The organism is Blastocatellia bacterium (assembly GCA_025054955.1).
Classification (GTDB): Bacteria; Acidobacteriota; Blastocatellia; order HR10; family J050; genus JANWZE01.
On record JANWZE010000133.1, the window covers coordinates 80424 to 97770 of the forward strand.

At 57.1% G+C, this 17347-nt stretch carries 8 protein-coding genes; 3 read left to right on the plus strand and 5 right to left on the minus strand.

The window, feature by feature from the left end; translation table 11 throughout:
* The first annotated feature begins 123 nt into the window (after window positions 1-123).
* Together NZ823_16690 and hutH are read left to right on the plus strand one after the other, a co-directional pair.
* Window positions 124-405, plus strand: coding sequence for a hypothetical protein (locus NZ823_16690; GenBank protein ID MCS6806765.1), 282 nt, complete (start codon window positions 124-126; stop codon window positions 403-405).
* A 10-nt stretch (window positions 406-415) separates the two neighbouring features.
* Entirely contained in the window at window positions 416-1915 is a 1500-nt protein-coding gene (gene hutH / locus NZ823_16695; GenBank protein MCS6806766.1) for a histidine ammonia-lyase, read from the plus strand.
* A 40-nt stretch (window positions 1916-1955) separates the two neighbouring features.
* Here the strand turns inward: hutH and NZ823_16700 are convergent, their stop codons facing one another.
* The 5 genes from NZ823_16700 to NZ823_16720 form a co-directional block, all read right to left on the minus strand.
* Window positions 1956-4298 carry a tetratricopeptide repeat protein gene (locus NZ823_16700; protein ID MCS6806767.1) on the minus strand — a complete coding sequence of 781 codons (2343 nt, stop codon included), beginning with the start codon at window positions 4296-4298 and terminating at the stop codon, window positions 1956-1958.
* A gap of 317 nt (window positions 4299-4615) precedes the next feature.
* Entirely contained in the window at window positions 4616-8113 is a 3498-nt protein-coding gene (locus NZ823_16705; protein MCS6806768.1) for an FG-GAP-like repeat-containing protein, read from the minus strand.
* 47 nt (window positions 8114-8160) lie between these two features.
* Window positions 8161-10122, minus strand: coding sequence for a CRTAC1 family protein (locus NZ823_16710; GenBank protein MCS6806769.1), 1962 nt, complete (start codon window positions 10120-10122; stop codon window positions 8161-8163).
* A gap of 5 nt (window positions 10123-10127) precedes the next feature.
* Window positions 10128-13013 carry a tetratricopeptide repeat protein gene (locus tag NZ823_16715; GenBank protein MCS6806770.1) on the minus strand — a complete coding sequence of 962 codons (2886 nt, stop codon included), beginning with the start codon at window positions 13011-13013 and terminating at the stop codon, window positions 10128-10130.
* Between the two features lie 114 nt (window positions 13014-13127).
* The gene (locus tag NZ823_16720; protein ID MCS6806771.1) at window positions 13128-13874 is read right to left on the minus strand and encodes a 1-acyl-sn-glycerol-3-phosphate acyltransferase; all 747 of its coding nucleotides are present in this window, start codon (window positions 13872-13874) and stop codon (window positions 13128-13130) included.
* A 61-nt stretch (window positions 13875-13935) separates the two neighbouring features.
* Here NZ823_16720 and NZ823_16725 point away from each other — a divergent pair, with 61 nt between their 5' ends.
* Window positions 13936-16578, plus strand: coding sequence for a M14 family metallopeptidase (locus tag NZ823_16725; protein ID MCS6806772.1), 2643 nt, complete (start codon window positions 13936-13938; stop codon window positions 16576-16578).
* Window positions 16579-17347 lie beyond the last annotated feature (769 nt).

Consider the following 17347-nt stretch of genomic DNA (forward strand, 5'->3'; position numbering starts at 1 on the left):
CTCTCGGTCGGAGAGAGGCAGCCTCCACGCTCGCGCCTTTTCAAACGCCATCCGCTTGCGGGGCAATTTGCTTGATAGCTCTCGGGCATGACCTATGCTAGAATGAGGGCCGAGGTACGAACCATGATCTGTCATCAATGTGGTCATGAAATAGCAATCACCTGGGTGCCCGGACGACTTGATACGTGTTCAGCGTGCTCGGCCTATCTGCATTGTTGTCTGAACTGTCGGTTTTACGAGCCGACGCTGTCTAGTGGCTGTCAGGAGCCGCAGGCTGAGTATGTTCAGGATAAAGCAGCGGGCAACTACTGTGAATTTTTCCAACCGGGAACGAAGGTCGAAGTCCGTCGCCGCGAAGCGCAGGCGGAAGAGGCGCGGCGCGCGTTTGAAGATTTGTTTCGGTGAAAGCCGGATGATGGCTATGGTCACGCTTGATGGTCGGTCGTTGACACTCGACGATGTAGCTGCTGTTGCTTGGAACAACGAGCCGGTTGAGCTGAGCGCCGAAGCCGTGGAGAGGATGCTGGCGTCTCGGCGCGTCATCGAAATGATCCTTGCCCAAGGGCGCGTCGTCTACGGAGTCAACACGGGCTTCGGCAAACTCGCTACGGTGACCATCCCGTCGGATCAGATTGAACAGTTGCAACTGAATCTGGTGCGTAGTCATTGTTGCGGCGTTGGCGAACCATTATCTGAAGCCGAAACGCGAGCCATGCTGCTGATGCGCGCCAATGTGCTTGCCAAAGGGTTTTCGGGTGTGCGGCCGTGCGTGGCTGAGACGCTGGTCGCCATGCTCAATCACGGCATCCATCCTGTGATTCCGTGCAAAGGGTCTGTTGGCGCCAGTGGCGACCTCGCTCCACTGGCTCATCTGGCATTGAGCGCGATTGGCGAAGGTGACGTGATCTTCAAAGGGCGACGGATGTCGGCGCAAGAGGCGATGCGTCAGGCTGGCGTCGAGCCGTTGAAACTCCAGGCGAAAGAAGGGCTGGCGTTGCTCAATGGCACGCAGGCGATGACGGCGGTCGGCGGGCTGGCATTGTGTCGTTTCAAGCGGTTGGCCGATGTCGCTGATGTGGCCGGCGCGATGTCGCTCGAAGCGTTGCATGGAACAAACGCTGCATTTGATCTGCGTATTCAGGCCGCGCGACCACATCCCGGTCAGCGGACGGTTGCTGAGCGTTTGCTTCGCCTGACACAAGACAGTGAGATTATGCTCTCACACAAGCACTGCTCGCGCGTGCAGGATGCTTATAGCCTTCGTTGTATGCCGCAGGTTCATGGAGCTGTCCGTGATGTGATCAGTCATGTGGAGAAGCTAATTGAAACGGAGATCAACAGCGCCACCGATAATCCGCTGGTTTTTACCGACGGAGCAGATGTGATTTCCGGCGGCAATTTTCATGGCGAGCCGCTGGCACTGGGGTTCGATTACTTGGCGATGGCCATCGCCGAATTAGGGGCTATCTCTGAACGTCGCATTGAGCGACTGGTCAATCCTGACTTGAGCGAGCTGCCTGCCTTTTTGACGCCAACGCCGGGTGTAGCGTCCGGCATGATGCTCTTTCAAATCGCGGCTGTTTCGCTCTGCGCCGAGAACAAAGTGCTGGCGCATCCGGCATCGGTTGACTCGCTTCCCACCGATGGCAACAAGGAAGACCATGTCAGTATGGGCATGACGTCGGCGTTGAAGTTGCGTCCGATGCTTGACAACGTCGCCTCGATTCTCGCGATGGAATTGATCTGTGCCGCTCAGGCGCTGGAGTTTCTGGCTCCGCTCAAGCCGGGGCGAGGCACGGCCCAGGCCTATGAACGGATTCGTTCGCTGGTGCCACCCTTGCGTGAAGACCGCGTGTGGTCAGACGAAATTGCCCGTGTTTGCGCTCATCTTGATGAAATTGCCGAGATCAGTTGAGTTGCTTTTGCTGGGGACGCGTTGAACTGTGAGGCCGTCGTCAAGTGAGCCATTCAGGCACTGTCTCGCCGGTTGCCTTCTGCCAGGCGGCGTCAAATTCTTCGCTGCTCCATTGAGCGCGCAATAGCTTCAGCGCCTGAACCGTCACTTCCAGATGCGGCGAGCGCACTTTTGTGAATGAGATCAAAGCCATCAACAAGTGTCTGAATGATTCAGGGTACAGCCCAAGCTGAATGAACAATTGACCCACTTGGCCGTGAGAGATGGCCATGCCGGTCACATCGCGTAGTGACTCGTAGATCGCGCGCGACTGCCGGTAGCACTCAAGAGCGCGAACAAACTCGCGGCGCTCTTGATAGACCCGGCCGAGCTGATGTAATGCCGATGCCATTCCCGCTTGGTCATTGATCTTGGTGAATAGGTCTAACGCGCGTTGGTAGTATTGTTCGGCCATGTCGAGTTCGCGGCGCTCTTGATCAATGCGGCCGATACTGTGCAGTGTGGCTGCAACATTAGCGGTATCGTTCAAGTGTTCGAATCGGTTGAGCGCGAGTTGAAACTGATGCCGCGCGGCTGCGTGTTCGCCACGTTCTTGGTGGATGCGCCCGATAGCGTATTGTACACGCGCGGCGCTGGGTTGATCGCCGACTTCATCAAATAGCCTGAGCGAGTGTTGGTATTGTTGAAGGGCCGCCAGTGGTTCACCGCTGTCGTGGTGGATGCGCCCGATGTTGTGCAATGTGCGGGCTTGGCTGGCGCGGTCGTCCAGATGGGCAAAGAGAGTCAGCGCCCGTTGATATGGTTGCAGCGCGGCGGTGTACTCGCCACGATCTTGATAAATGCGACCGATCTGGTGCAGTGCGAGCGCCATGCTCATGGTGTCATCCATTTCTTCGGAAATCTTAAGAGCTAATTGATACTGTTGCAGCGCCAGTTCCTGTTGGCCGAGTGCTTGCTGGACATGGCCGATGTTGTAGAGCGACCGGGCTAAGCCTGTTTTATCGTCTCTGAGGGTGGCTAAGTGCAAAGCGGCCTGGTACTGCTGGAGGGCTGCTTGCAGATCACCACGATGGTGAAGGAGCACGGCCAGATTGTGCCTGAGCAGGGCTTCGGTGGCGATGTTGACTTTATCTAGCAATCGCCGATACTGTCGTTCCAGCGGCTGCTGCAAGCCGGCGCCGACCAGCGCTTGGTGAGTTTGCAAGACCAGTTTTGCTGCCGCTTCCAGCATATCCGTCTCGATCAACAATTCAAATGCTTCCATCTGACTGCGTGCGACAGCCGCCAGCTCATTGGCTTGCTGCTGCCGGTTAATTTCAATCAGGCGGAAGGCGGCTGCATCCCGCCGACGCGCTCGCCATAGCTCCTCCATCTGTTGAGCGCGGCAGAAATCCCTGACGACATCATGGGTGACCAGATATTCGATTTCGCTCTTGCTGTTAATCATGCTGAGCAATCCCCAACTGATTAACTCGGCAATGCAATGAGCGTAATGATCGGTTGTCAAAGACGGGTGATCTCGCCAAAGCCAGCCGACGGCTTCCGGTGGAACCAACTGACCATAAGCGGAGAGCCGATTGAGCATCTCGCGGCTTGGCTCAGACAAGCGCGCGTAATTGAGCTGCACAGCCCGCCATTCCGGTGGCGTGGTCTCATGGTTGGTGATTTCTGCCAACGCTTCCTCTAGTGGTTTGAATCGGCAATAGCAATCAAGCAGAACCAGCGACAGAGGATGTCCACCGAAGGCTTCGGCAGCAGCGCGTATCTGTTCCCACGAAGCGGCAGCCAGGCGGGGCAGCGTTTGCATCATGCCGATCGCATCGGCCTGCGGCAGCGGGTCCAGCGCCACCAGATGCGGCCGAGCGACCAGCGTGAACGGCATGCGGCTAACGAACACAAACTTGCTACGAGCGGTGGTCAGCGTCAGCAGCGTATCAAAGAATCGTTGCACGTGTTCATCGGTCAGAGACCATCCAGTGTCCCTTTGTGTGAGTTGGCTTTCAACATGATCGAAGATCAGCAATGTCGGATATTGATTCAATGCCTGAGCCAGTCGGCTGGCTAGCGCCTCCGGCTCTTGTGCCTGCGCCGCGCAACCCTGCAAGTCGTTCACGCCTTGCCGTTGAAAGTGTTGATGTAGCTCCTCGACGATCTGTTCCGGCGTCAGTATCCCGTTGTGATAATCGAAGAGAAAGATGTATCCGAAGTGGTTGCGCAATGCCGGTCGCGTGTGACGGATCAATGCTGTTTTGCCGATGCCGCCGGCGCCGTGAAGGACGATGGTATTTTGATGAGAGTGTTGCAGGGCCTCCAATAAGCTTTTGGATTCCTGATCTCGTCCGTAGAAAATTGATGGAGCGTGTACGTCCTGGATAGTTGGCATAGTCAGGTCAGAGTTGATTCAGTTGGTATTGTGGAGCGGTCGCAGCGTGGCGATGCAACCACCGGGTTGTCGAAATCGCGTGCCTATTGTGTGAGCTGGCTGCGTCGGGCGTTGATTTTTTCGGCGGCGGCGCGAGCCTCTTTTTGACAGCGTGCCCGTTATGTGCGCTGGCCGCGTCGAGCCGGGTGATCATGGTTTTTGCTGGTTTCACGTTGAGTGATGATAGCACATCGGGCAAGTGCATGTGGCGTGCCGCCGGCCATGTGCTCAGATAAAGCTCATCGCGGATAGACAAAAAGATGGCTCCGAAAGCCGCTTTAGGGCGGGCGTTGGGCCAGCAACGAAGGCAATGGCTTCGTCACCAGCCGCGTGTTGTATCGCTCCAGGATGGCGCGGCGCTCTTTGGTCATCGGATATGATTCAGGCGGCGCATACGGATATGCGCTCATGCCATGAAACGGCAGTGGCCAGACGTGGTCAGGGCTGGCCGAGTTGATGTCCATTTCCTTGCTAAAGCCGTCGGCGTACAGCAAGAACGTATACAGCCAGCCATCCGGCAGTGGCGGCAGCTTGGTAGCATCGAACGAGAGGGCGATCTCATCACCAGGCCGTGAAATCACAAACAGGTCATCGGTTTGACGCAACAACTCGCGCACATCGCCTTCGCGTGTATACCAGCCTGTCGGCGTTTTCCAGGGCGAATCGGGTGAAACGCGGTCGTAATCGTACAGAAGCGGTTGTTTGCCGTCTGGCGTCAGCGGCTCCGAAAAGCCACGCCAACGCAGCTCGGCTGCTACCGGATCAAGCCGGATCGTGCGTGTGGATATCGCGTCGTCAGACGTGGCCACGAGAATTTGGTCCCAGTAAATGCGCATGTTTGTGGTAATGCGAAGTTCGCGGCTTGAGGAAAGGAATTTGTCAGTCAGGTCGAGCACAATCGTCTGCGGCCGACCCACTGGTATGCCGATGTCGGCTATGACGGTTTGCCATTGACCGTCCCTGTCTTTGACCTGGAGCGACGGCGGTTTCAAGCTCAACCCAGCTTGATGCGCTGCCACGTTATCGCTGGAAAAGGCGTAATCGGTCCAGCCGGTCAGCAGCAGTAAAGTTCGATTGAAACTCAACTGGCCTAGATCAAGCGTCAACGTGTGTTCTTCAGCATAGCCACGAATCGGCAGCAATCGGAAATCATCAGGGTACTGGCGATCAACGTGAAGCACTCGCGCTAACACATCATGGCCGTGCTGATCCATGGCAGCGGCCGGCGGGCGAGCCTCCTTGGCGATCCATAATCTGAACGGGCGCGGCACGGCTGTCATCCCTTCGTTCGGGTAGACCTGCACGGTAGCCGGATGCGCGACGGCAATCAAATGTAACTGGTCAAGGTAGAGCACTTCTTCCAATTCATTGGTGACGCGAAGCTCGTAGCGTCCTTGGCGCGGTTTGAGCTGATCGTAGCGGATACGAACATATTCGACCGGATCAGGATAATTCCAGCGCCCCGGCCCGATGGAGTAGCCCATCTCGCCGCCACCCAAAAAGTCGGTGACAAATTCAAATCGCTCGCCATTCCACGTGTAGAGGTAAGGACATGAAGACGGCTTGCGATCAAGTTCTGTGACTGACACCAAGGCAGGGCCTGCGGCGGTTGATGGTATCTCCGTTTCGGCTTGAACGATGCCGGCAGGCCAAATCAGCCGCACGACGTCGGCCGCTTGGCGCCGCCCCAAACCCAGCAGAACATCAGCCGGCGCTGGCGCAGGCACGGCAGCGTAGGTTTCCAGTTTTTGCCTGAGGCTGCCGGCTCGCACTTCGATTTTGGTGGCCACACCGCTACGGTTGCTGACGCGACCGGTCAGGTGAATACGCAACGATGGGTGACGGTTCCCGCCTTCATTGCGAGCAATGCGCAGTGTGCCGCCAGGCCATCGCGCCATCAGATCCGTGTCGCCGTCACTGTCTAAATCGCCTGAGGCGAAGCCGCGCGGATGAGGCGACTGAGGTATTGGAGCAAACTTGGCATCTACGGCGCGATCACTAACGTCCATCCATTCGCTGCCCAGATTACGCAGCACGCGCAGCCGCCCATGCGCGCACACGATCAGGTCCAAAAGTCCGTCATTGTCATAATCAAAAAATTGGGCGGCGCTTGCGCCAGCCGAGCTGTCGGGGGCAACGCTGGTGACAAAACGGCCCTGCCCATCGCTGGTGATAAACAGGCCAGGCGATTCCAGACGCCCAAAAAAGAAGTCGGTGAAGTTGTCTTTGTTCGTGTCGCCGGCAGCCACGCACACGAACGCATCGGAGGTTGTTAAGCCAACATCACGCGCCACATCGCGAAATGAATAATCACGACGATTGGCCAGCAACGCCGGGGCGCTGCCGTAATTCAGGACTAGTAAGTCAATATCGCGACGATTGTCGTAATCGGTCGGCACAACGGCCACAGCGCGTTGCTGCGAGCCGGCGACGTTCGCCATTGTCGTGATGTCAGCAAACCGCCCGTTGCCCAAGTTGCGTAACAGCATGTTCGGCGCAGCGGCGAAATCATCAGGGAAGATGAGGCGCGATTTGTTAGCGGCCGGTTTGTTCAGGTCAACGAAACCGGCGATGAACAAATCCAGATCACCGTCATGATCCACATCGGCGAATGCAGCCGACAACGCTAGATACGGATACGAAGGAATCTCGGCAGCGGCCGTCACATCAGCGAACCGGCCACCGCCCTCGTTGCGATAGAGCGCGTTGCCGCCATAGCGCAGGACAAACAGATCAGGTTTCAAATCATTGTCGTAGTCGCCGGCGACCGCCCCGATGTTGATTGCGTTGGAATCGGCTGTAGCCAATCCCGACGAAGCGGTCACGTCAACCAGCGCGCTGCCGTCGTTGCGATACAAGCGTAGATTGGTTGGCGAGAGATCACAAACATCCAGGTCGCCATCGCGGTCGTAGTCAAGTAGCGTGACGCTCCCATTGAATTCGGCGATCAACTGACGCTTGGCTGCCGGGTTGAACTCGTCCGCTTGGAATTGACGCCCGAAGAGCGGGGCAACAGCCGGCGACTTTCCCGGCAGCGCTGTCGTCTCCGGTTGAGGCAGAAAGCGATGAGTAGCTTCCGTCAACGTGACGTTCGGGACAGCGCGATCCACCAGCTCAGGTTCAGCGCCCGTCGAGACGATCGCTTCGGCGTAGCGGCCTTGCTCCAGATAATTCTGGCCGAGCGTCGTGCCATACCCGCCCGCGCGAATCTGTTCAAACTGCTGCATCAGGCGTTGACCTTGCTCGCGTTGGCCGGTGCGCAGCAGGGCGAGCGCCAGATTGTAGGCCGCCGTGGCGTGGTACGGTTCAGCATCATACGCCGTGCGGAGGTAGGATATTGCTTCGGCATGCTTGCCCTGTTGCAAGTAGATTTGCCCGATGTTCACGTTCGTGGCCACATCGCGTGGGTCTCGTTGCAGGACGCGACGGAAAGCGGCCAGGGCCTGCTCCGGTTGATTCTGAGCGCGCGCCACAAGCGCCAATATGTAATGAGGCTGAGCTGCGTTGGGCATCAATTCAGCGGCTACCTTGGCCTCACGCGCGGCGCCGACCCAGTCGCGATCATAAAACAGAGCAATGCTCAGGTTGAGACGAACTATCGCCAGTTTCGGATCAATCCTGAGCGCGCGTTGAAACGCTTCGGCTGCCGGCTTGTATTTGTATTGTTCCAGCAGGGCGACGCCGAGATTATTGGCGCGATAAGCTTCCTCTCGGTCTGGCGGCGGGGTTGAACGTTGCTCGCGCTGCGCGCCGCAGGAGAGGCTCAGGGTGAGCATTGCGATAGCTAGGGATGCCCAGAATCGTCGCTGATGGCGCATAGGAATTAGCTTTTGGCCGGTTTGCTTCCAGTGGCCGCGCCGGATGCGGTCGGATGAACGAACTGGATGGGTTGAGCTGAGATGATCCCTTTGCCTTCTTGGATAGTGATGAACTGATTCGCCTTGGTTTCAGGGATCGTCTCGCGACGCCCCGTTGGCCAGATGACCTCGATGCGCAACGCTCGTTCTGCTTGACCCAGTCCGAACGTCAATGGCAGCTCGCTCTGTGAGCAATAACTGGAGCCGGTTTTGACGAGGTTCCAAAGCGGAGGGCCGCCTTCACGTTTGACGATGACTTTGGCGCCAATACCGTCGCGATTGCTGGTGACGCCAACGGTTTTGATGCGCAGCATGTTGTTTTGATTGCCGTTTTCGTTGCGCAGCAAGCGAGCTGGACCATTGTTGATCGTGATGAGCAAATCGAGGTCGCCGTCGTTGTCATAATCGGCGTAGGCTGCGCCGCGGCCAACCATCGGTCGTTGCAACGCGCGACCTAGTTTCTGGGTGACGGCCTCAAAGCGCTTCTTCCCAAGATTGCGGAAGACGTGCGCTGGCTGCGCATATCGGATTTGCGGTTGAATGGCTTCAATGTCATCGGCGACGTGGCCGTTGGCTGCAAAAATATCGAGCCATCCGTCCAGATCATAGTCGAAGAAGAAGCAGGCGAACGTCAATGAGAGCAGCGAAACCCGGCCAATAGTTGAACTCGGCGCTTCGTCAACAAACAGACCGGACCCTTCGTTGTGATAGAGCGCCATCATTTCGGTGGAAAAATTGCCGATGACCAGACTGGCGCGGCCTGAACCGTCGTAATCGGCTGCATCAACGCCCATGCCGGCGCGGGCAACGCCTTGTTCGTTGAAGGCCACGCCGGCGGTCAGCGCCACATCGGTGAACGTGCCATTGCCATTATTGCGGTAGAGTTTGTTTGGTTGCGTATCGTTAGCGACGAACACATCCATCCACCCATCCTCGTCGTAATCAAGCATGGCCACGCCGAGCGACTTACAGGTGGGGTCAAACAGGCCAGCTTGTTGGGTCACATTTTCAAAGGTGCCATTTCCTTTGTTGCGATAAAGTGTGGGGCTTTGACCGGTGTATGATTCGGGCGTGCAATAGGATTTATTCGTGCCGTCCAGTGTGCAAAACAGGTCGGTCTCAATCGTCCATTCCACGTAGTTGCAGATGAACAAATCAAGGCGACCGTCTTTGTCGTAATCGAACCACATTGCGCTGGTGGAAAAACCAGGATCATCCACGCCCGCTGTGGCTGTCACATCCTTGAATCTGCCGTTGCCAAGGTTACGAAACAGGCGATTGGGGCCGAGGCAGGTGATGTAGATGTCAACGAATCCGTCGTTATCGTAGTCGGCAATCGCGCAGCCCATTGCGTACATTTCCACTGCCAATCCGGCTTGAACGGTGACGTTCGTGAAGCTGCCGTCTTGATTATTGCGATAGAGGGCCGAGAACGATTTTGCTTTCTTATGGCCCGGCCAGCTCATCGAGTTAATCAGCAAAATGTCTTGCCAGCCGTCATTATTGTAGTCAAGAAACGCGCAGCCTGAGCCGAGCGTTTCCGGCAGGTACTTCTTGCCGAAGGCGCCGCTATGATGCCTGAAGCGAATGCCGGCTGCCGTGGTAACGTCGGCAAATTCGATGGGACCGGAGGGGCGTGGCTGTTCCGATGGCTGTGACTCAGATGGTTCGGCCGGTTGTTCAACGACTGCCGATGGCGGCGTATTGACCGTGTTGATGACGGATCGCGTATCCCGCGAACAACCGGCGGCCAGCAGGACGCTCAGGCCGGCCATGACGAACACCCAGAGAAGTGGGTTGCCGAGCACTGTAGCACCGCTTCCTCGGCAAGCTCGCCGCTCTGTCGCGTAAGTCGGCTTGGCCTGATGCAATGCCGGTTGAAGATGGTGCTTGATGCCAACCCGGTGCTTATAGAAAAATCCTATCATGCGCCTTACCTGTTCAGAGCGACGTCCGAATGCGATCCTTTCTTCAACCGTGCATCGTAAGCCGGCGATGGCTTCAACGTGTTCAATGGCACAGAGTGATGCTCATGCACCGACTGCCGTTCGTTATTGTCGTGAGGATGAAGCTGGCGATACGGGCCGGTGATGAACTGGGCCGATTCATCAGCCTTGAAGCGTTTGTACAACGTCTGGTGACGCTCAGCCAGTGGTTTGTTGCCGAGACCTTGGTAGCAGAGCATCAAGTTGTAATGGGCCTGCAAATCTTCAGGATCAATCTTCAAGACCTTTTGAAATTGAGCAATTGCCTCTTGGTAGTGTCGCTGCAAAAACAGGATGCGCCCGATCTGATTGAGGACGACGCGGTCGCGGGGGTATTGCTCGGCGGCTATGTGCAGGTGGCGCAGCGCTTCATCATACCGGCCTTTATTCTTCAACGCTGTGGCCAGAAAGAAATGGGCGCTAGCCAGGCGTGGATTGACCTCCAACGCTTTGCGGAGCACCTGTTCGGCGCCATCCATATTGCCTTCTTGCACGCGCGCGCGCCCGACGTTGACCCATCCGTCGGCATAGTCTGGGTCCATCTGGGTTACTTTCAGGAACACCGCTTCTGCTCCTTTGAGGTCGCCTTGCAACAGCAAGCCGATGCCGTAATCATTCCACCGCTCGCGGACCGATTTGTCCAGATATGGTTTGACCTCAGGCAATGGGGCGTTTTTCGGCAAGACCGTGAGCGTGGCGCGATGTTCAGCCATGACGGTGATGGGAATATCTGGAATGGCCTTGATCTGACCGGATACGCCGGAAGTGTCACCAGTGAATACCCAACGGCCGTCGTCGTGGCCAGGCGCTACAGAAAAGTTCGTATGGTTGGGATCACGGACACCGGCAAAGGCCCACTGGGTATTCCACCATGCGAACTTCCGGTAATTGAGCTTGGCCGTCAGGATGATTTGATCGCCGCAATCAGGCGGAATATGCAGCCGGTAATGGACCGTATCCGCTGCGCCGGGTGGGATCAGCCGGACATAGGCGACGGAACGCGCCATCCATGCGTTGCGCTTGTTGATGACATTGCCGCGTTCGTCGAGCATGAGGCTGCGATAGAAGTGCGCTCCTGGCTCGACCGGCCCTTTCCCGCCGTCTTCGACGACGCCGCTGTGAAAGATCGTCCGCCCGTGATTGTCCACAGCCTGCAATTCAACCCATACGTCGAAGGCGTCAACCGTGCCGCCGGGGAAGAAATGGCCGACTCGGCGCGTCCGTACCACGACTTCAATGCGCACCGATTCGCCGCGTCGGACGGTCGCGTTGACTTTGTCCAGCGGCGCAATGACTTCGACAGGTTGTGTCATCACGCCCGACGATGCGCCAAAATGAATGGATTCTTCGCCAACAGCAAATGTGCTGGAGAGTCGTGGTTCCTCCCGATTCTTATTCAGCTTCGGGATGAGCATCGGCGCCTGGCCGGTCCGCGCCATGCCGAAGATGTCAATGGTGACCGCGCCGCTCTGCAAAAATTCCTGTGTGATTCGCATCTGTTCATGATCGCGATTGACGTAAGGCAGGGCTGTATTGGCGCCGGGAAACCGATGTGAATGGACGTAGCCATCACGCGCTGCCGGATCATTCGATGGCACGAGCGGCATGTGACAATCGGTGCAGGTCTGAGGCTTTGGCGGATAGTAGAATGAACGCGCGCCCTGGCCAGATACGCCGGAGGATTGCCAGTTGTCATACTCATTGAACCCGCGAATCCAGCGATACGCATTGACAGGGACGTCTAAGTGCACTTTGTGACATGAGGAACAGAACTCTGCCGACTGCTCGCGATGGAACCGTTTGAGAAATGTCTTTCGATGCGGCGCCGGGTCCACTTTGAGTAAGTAGTCATGCGTCCATCGCAGGAATTTATTCTCGCTCACCGACAAATCGTGCAGCGGCGGATATTCGATGACGAAATCACCCTGTCCCATGGTGCTGTTGACGTGCACGATGGAATGGCACGATGTGCAGGCCAATCCGGCTTGCGCTTCCGGCGTGTTGATTTGCTCTTTGATCGGCCGGTCGAATCGTCCGTTGAAAAAGACAGCGTGGTCGTGACAACCGGCGCACCACTTTGATGGCTTCGTGCCGACCACTTCCTGCATGTACTCGATGGACTTCCGATACCACTGATTGTTGAATGACGAGAAGTGATGAGCGGACGAGTTCCACTGCTGGAATATATCCTGATGGCAACGACCGCAGCTCTCGCTCGTCAGGAAAAAATCAGATGGAATGAGTCCATTGACAGTTGTGTTAGCTGATGAGGGAAAGAACGGACTGTTGGGCCCCGCGCCTTCGCCTTCCATGCTCAGGGGCGGATTATCAGGATTCACAATGCGGCCAGTCTGTCGCCCGGTGTAGTAGTTGTGTGCCATCGTGATCAGCGGAAAAGCGATGATCATGCAGCCCGTGACAAGCGCAGCTTTCCTCCGCGCGCGCGCTCGTGTAGCTCCGCTTTGCCAGTGATTGAGCAGGTGAATGAGCATGGGAATTGAGCCGCCGACGGCCAGCGCGATGTGTGTGTAAAGCAGCCAGCGGTAAGGCCGCGTTGCGCCCAGGATCATTAACGCGACGCCGGAGATGGCGCTCAAACTGAGCGCTGCTGCGGCGATCAAAAGCCACGCCGGCAGGCGCAGCAGCCGAGGCAAGACATAGCCGGCTGCCACAACGGCGAGGATCACGCCAAGCACCATGTGAACGACCACGTTGCCAAAATAGAAGAACGTCGGCTCAGCATAGGCTGCCAGATATGAGCTATTCAAGACCAGGAACACAAAACCGATGGCGAGCAGTTTGACGGTTCTCGTCCGACCTGATGGATTGCTCATAGGGCCCTCCTTAGGACGCATGGTTGCGCGTGCTACGGTTGAGCGGCAAGTTAACCATATCCGTTCTTTGAAGCGCAAGGTCGAACCTGCGGTCTTGCGCTGACTGAGCGGACTTCATGAGGAGACGGTCGCTGCCGATTGACCGAAGCCAGAATGAACAGCCTGCCAGGCGCGCTCAGCCAGCAGGCCAGCTTGTTCAGGCGTGTACGGCGAAACATCAATCGGATCGTGCACGATCAGATGCACTGTCCCCGGCGTGACTCCGATCGTTCCTTTCGGCATGATCCGATGCGTGCCATCCACGGTGACCGGCACAATCGGCGCGCCGACTTCAATGGCTAAGTGGAACGCTCCTTTCTTGAATGGCCGCATCGTGCCATCGGGCGAGCGGGTGCCTTCGGGGTAGACGATGAAACTGCGTCCCTGTCGGACTCGCTCGGCTGCTTGGCGCGTGCTGGCAATCGCCGCTTCGCGGTTGCTGCGATCAATTTTGGCACAGCCAATCAAATTCAGCCCCTGACTGAGAATAGGAATTTTGTAGAGTTCTTTCTTGACCAGCAGCGCGTGATTCGCGCCTAGATGAAGAAACATGATGATCGGGTCAAGCCAACTGGCGTGATTGGACACAAAAATATACGGTTGTCCCTTGCGCAGTCTTTCATACCCGCTCACCTTCACCCGGACGCCGGCCATCCAGTTCCCAATCTGGAAGACAATGCGCGCCGGCAAGAAGATAATCGAAGGGTGACGGAAAACTGCGCAGAGGAGCACGATAAGCACGCCAACGGTGAATAAATTGAGTCCCCACCAAGCAAGCAGCAACATGCCTCGCGCCTTGGCAGCCCACGCCACTCTTGTCACGCGCTCTGATCCTGAGATAGAGTTTGCCGTCATAAATCTTCGTGCCACCCGGAGTCAATCAATGAATCGCATGGTTCGATACAGCCTCATCGCATGTTGTCTCGTCATGGTTGCGACCATTGCGCCGGCGCAACGACTGGTGCGCTCGCCGCAGGCCGTACTGGGCTTTGAGCCGGGCCAAGCTCGCCGGCTGGCCAACTGGACGCAGATCGTTGATTATTTCAAGATGCTCGCTCAACATTCACCGCGCGTCCAAGTTCGCGAGTTAGGACGATCCACCCTTGGCCGGCCCTTGATTGTAGCCATCATTTCGTCGGAAGCCAACCTGCGCAAGTTGGATCGGCTCAAGGAAATTCAACGCATGTTGGCTGATCCACGCTTGGTCGCCGATGAGGAGATGGCCGAACGGCTGATCAGCGAGGGCAAGATCGTCGTCGCTATCAGTTGTTCGCTGCATTCGACGGAAATCGTGGCGTCGCAAATGTCGTTGGAGCTGGCTTACCGCCTGGCCAGCGAGAATACCGCCGAAACACGTGAGATTCTCGATAACACCGTCATCCTTCTGTTCCCCAGTCCGAATCCGGATGGCATTGATATTGTCAGCGCATGGTATGAAAAAACGTTGGGCACGCCCTATGAAGGCAGCGATCCGCCGGAGTTGTACCATGTTTATACTGGGCACGATAACAATCGCGACTGGTTCATGCTGACACAGGTGGAGACACAGTTGGTCACACGCTTGTTTTATCGTGAGTGGTTTCCCCAGATTGTCTACGACGTTCACCAGATGGGCTCCAATGGCGCCCGGATGTTTGTGCCACCATTCTACGATCCGGCGAACCCGAATATTGATGCGATGCTCATTCGTGACATCAACAAGATCGGCAGTCATCTGGCTTCGGCGTTGACCGCTGCTGGATTCAAGGGGATTCTTTCCAACGCCCAGTTTGATATGTGGTGGCATGGCGGGTTTCGCACGGCGCCGTATTATCACAATGCCATCGGCATCCTGACTGAAGCGGCCAGCGCGCGGTTGATGTCGCCCGTTGAAATTCGCGCTGAACAATTGCGCGGTCATCCTGCCGGCTTTCCCAATCCGCTGATGCGTTCGATCAATTTTCCCGATCCGTGGCCGGGCGGTTTATGGCAGCCGCGCGATATTCTCGATATGGAACTGGTCGCGTCGCGGGCGCTGCTGCTGTTGGCCGCGCGATACAAGCGCGACTTCATGATGAATGTGCATCGTGTCGCGCGGCGCGCGATTGAAGCAGGCCGCACTCAACCCCCGTTTGCCTACGTGATCCCGCCTGAGCAACACGACCCGATTACCACGGCGCGGTTTCTCACTGTATTGATGGAGCAGGGCATTGAAGTTCATCAAGCGCGACGCTCCTTTGTGATCGAAGGCGTCCGGTATCCGGCCGGGACGTTTGTCATCTTGATGGCGCAACCGTATCGAGCGTGCGCCAAAGCACTGCTCGAATCTCAAACCTATCCTTCGATTCCTACCGCCGATGGGACTGACCAGCAACCCTACGACGTGGCCGGCTGGACGCTGCCCATGCAGATGGGCGTCAGTGTGGTCGAAGTCGAGCGCCAGTTTGAAGTGGATTTGAAACGGATTGATTCAGTCGCGCCGCCCGACATCGGCGTGGAAGAGCTGCCCGGCGGCCAGGCTGCAACGACCTGGCTCTTGCGACCACAGACGAACAACGCCTTCGCCGTAGTGAACGAACTGCTGGAGCCAGAATCGCCCATACAGATCAGCCGACTGCGCGAGGATGTGGAAATCGAGCGGCACGTTTATCAACGAGGCAGTTTTGTGCTGACGGCGCGGCCGCGACAACACGAAGCGGCTCGCGAATGGATCGCTGTGCTGGCCTCCAAGCATGAGATCAAAATTCAGGCTGTGCGATCCATTCCTGAGCGAGCTAAAGCGGAGATTCAACGCAACCGGATCGGCCTCTATCGCAGTTGGGTGCCTTCTATGGATGAAGGCTGGACACGCTGGGTGCTGGAGCAATTCGGATTTCAATTTGAGACGGTTCGCGACAGCGATATTCGTGCCGGCAATTTGAATGACCGATTTGATGGAATCATCTTGCCGGATCAAACGCCCAGGCAGATTCTGGAGGGGCATGCGCCCGGTCGGTACCCGCAACAATACACGGGCGGCGTGGGCATCAGTGGAGTTCAACAATTGAAGTTATTCGTGCAGTCGGGCGGCACGCTGATCTGTTTGGGGCAAGCCTCTGACTTTGTGCTGGAGCACTTTGACCTACCGGTGCGCAACGTGCTGGCGCAAGCCTCACGACGTGAATTCTTCTGCCCTGGTTCGATTCTCGGCATTGAGGTTGAAACGCTCCATCCATTGGGGTACGGCATGCCGGCTAGGAGCATGGCTGTCGTGCGCGATAGTCTGGCGTTTGAAGCGACGGGACCGCCAGCGAGCAATGCCGTTGATGTCGTTGTTCGTTACGCCAAAACAGATGTACTCAAGAGCGGCTATCTGCTGGGCGAAGATCGAATCGCCGGACGCGCTGCGATGGTGGAAGTCAAAGTCGGGCGAGGCCGCGTGATTTTGATCGGCGTTGCGCCACAACATCGCGGTCAAGCGCATGGCACGTTCAAGTTGTTGTTTAATGCGATCTATCGAGCCGGGGCTGCCTCGGAGCAAGGCAAAGAGGCTCGTTCGCAACCGTGACTCTGTTTGCGCCTCCAGCGCAAGCTGCTGTGTGCCCTTTCTAAAGGAGCGACAGGGGCAAGCGGCGTCAGCAGACGCCGCAAGAGGGTAGCCAGACGCGAAACGTCTGGGTCGGAGATCATTCGCCGATTTCCAGTGCGCCTTGAAGAGGCGCTACGAGTTCTGGCAATGGGGCGTTGATGCAGTTGAATTGGTGGCCGCAAGCGCCCATGTCGTGGCGCGACTGCAGACGCGCCACGATTGTTCGGTCTGTTGTCCCAGACGTTGCACGTCTGGATACCTTCTGTTTGCGCCTCCGGCGCAAGCTGGCGTCGGGCGTCTTCAAGGGAATCGTCCCTATGCAACAGCACGCCGCTAAGGATGAAAATACAATTCTTTCGTGAGGTTCGTGTGTGTCGTGGGCTATTTTCATAGGAGTTCTACATGTCGTCCGGACGACGCGAGAGAAACGATGAAAAACGCCACAGGCAGGAATGCCTGTGCCACTTTTTCTGGGGAGGGAGAGGAGAGGAGTCGGGCGGCCACGGCGAGCCGCCCGTACAGGGTGACTGTGGGCTCGCGTTTTCGCCCGGAAAGCGGGCAGGCGGGGATGCCTGTATGGGGGCCTCGCTGTGGGCCCCCGCGTAGAATGCGTGTGAGCGGATAGGCCCGAATTCTTAAACCCGCAATTGGTACTGTCCATCTGTGTTCATCAGCGGTGGTTCCGAGGAATCGCTCAAATGTTGTTTTCAAGGAAATCGCTCATGGGCAATGAGCCCACAACGAACGA

What these genes read in the sequence shown, in the direction of transcription:
- NZ823_16690 (MCS6806765.1), top strand. Translation starts at nt 124, where the DNA reads ATGATCTGTCATCAATGTGGTCATGAAATAGCAATCACCTGGGTGCCC.
- hutH (MCS6806766.1), top strand. Translation starts at nt 416, where the DNA reads ATGGCTATGGTCACGCTTGATGGTCGGTCGTTGACACTCGACGATGTA.
- NZ823_16700 (MCS6806767.1), bottom strand. Translation starts at nt 4,298, where the DNA reads ATGCCAACTATCCAGGACGTACACGCTCCATCAATTTTCTACGGACGA.
- NZ823_16705 (MCS6806768.1), bottom strand. Translation starts at nt 8,113, where the DNA reads ATGCTCACCCTGAGCCTCTCCTGCGGCGCGCAGCGCGAGCAACGTTCA.
- NZ823_16710 (MCS6806769.1), bottom strand. Translation starts at nt 10,122, where the DNA reads ATGATAGGATTTTTCTATAAGCACCGGGTTGGCATCAAGCACCATCTT.
- NZ823_16715 (MCS6806770.1), bottom strand. Translation starts at nt 13,013, where the DNA reads ATGAGCAATCCATCAGGTCGGACGAGAACCGTCAAACTGCTCGCCATC.
- NZ823_16725 (MCS6806772.1), top strand. Translation starts at nt 13,936, where the DNA reads ATGAATCGCATGGTTCGATACAGCCTCATCGCATGTTGTCTCGTCATG.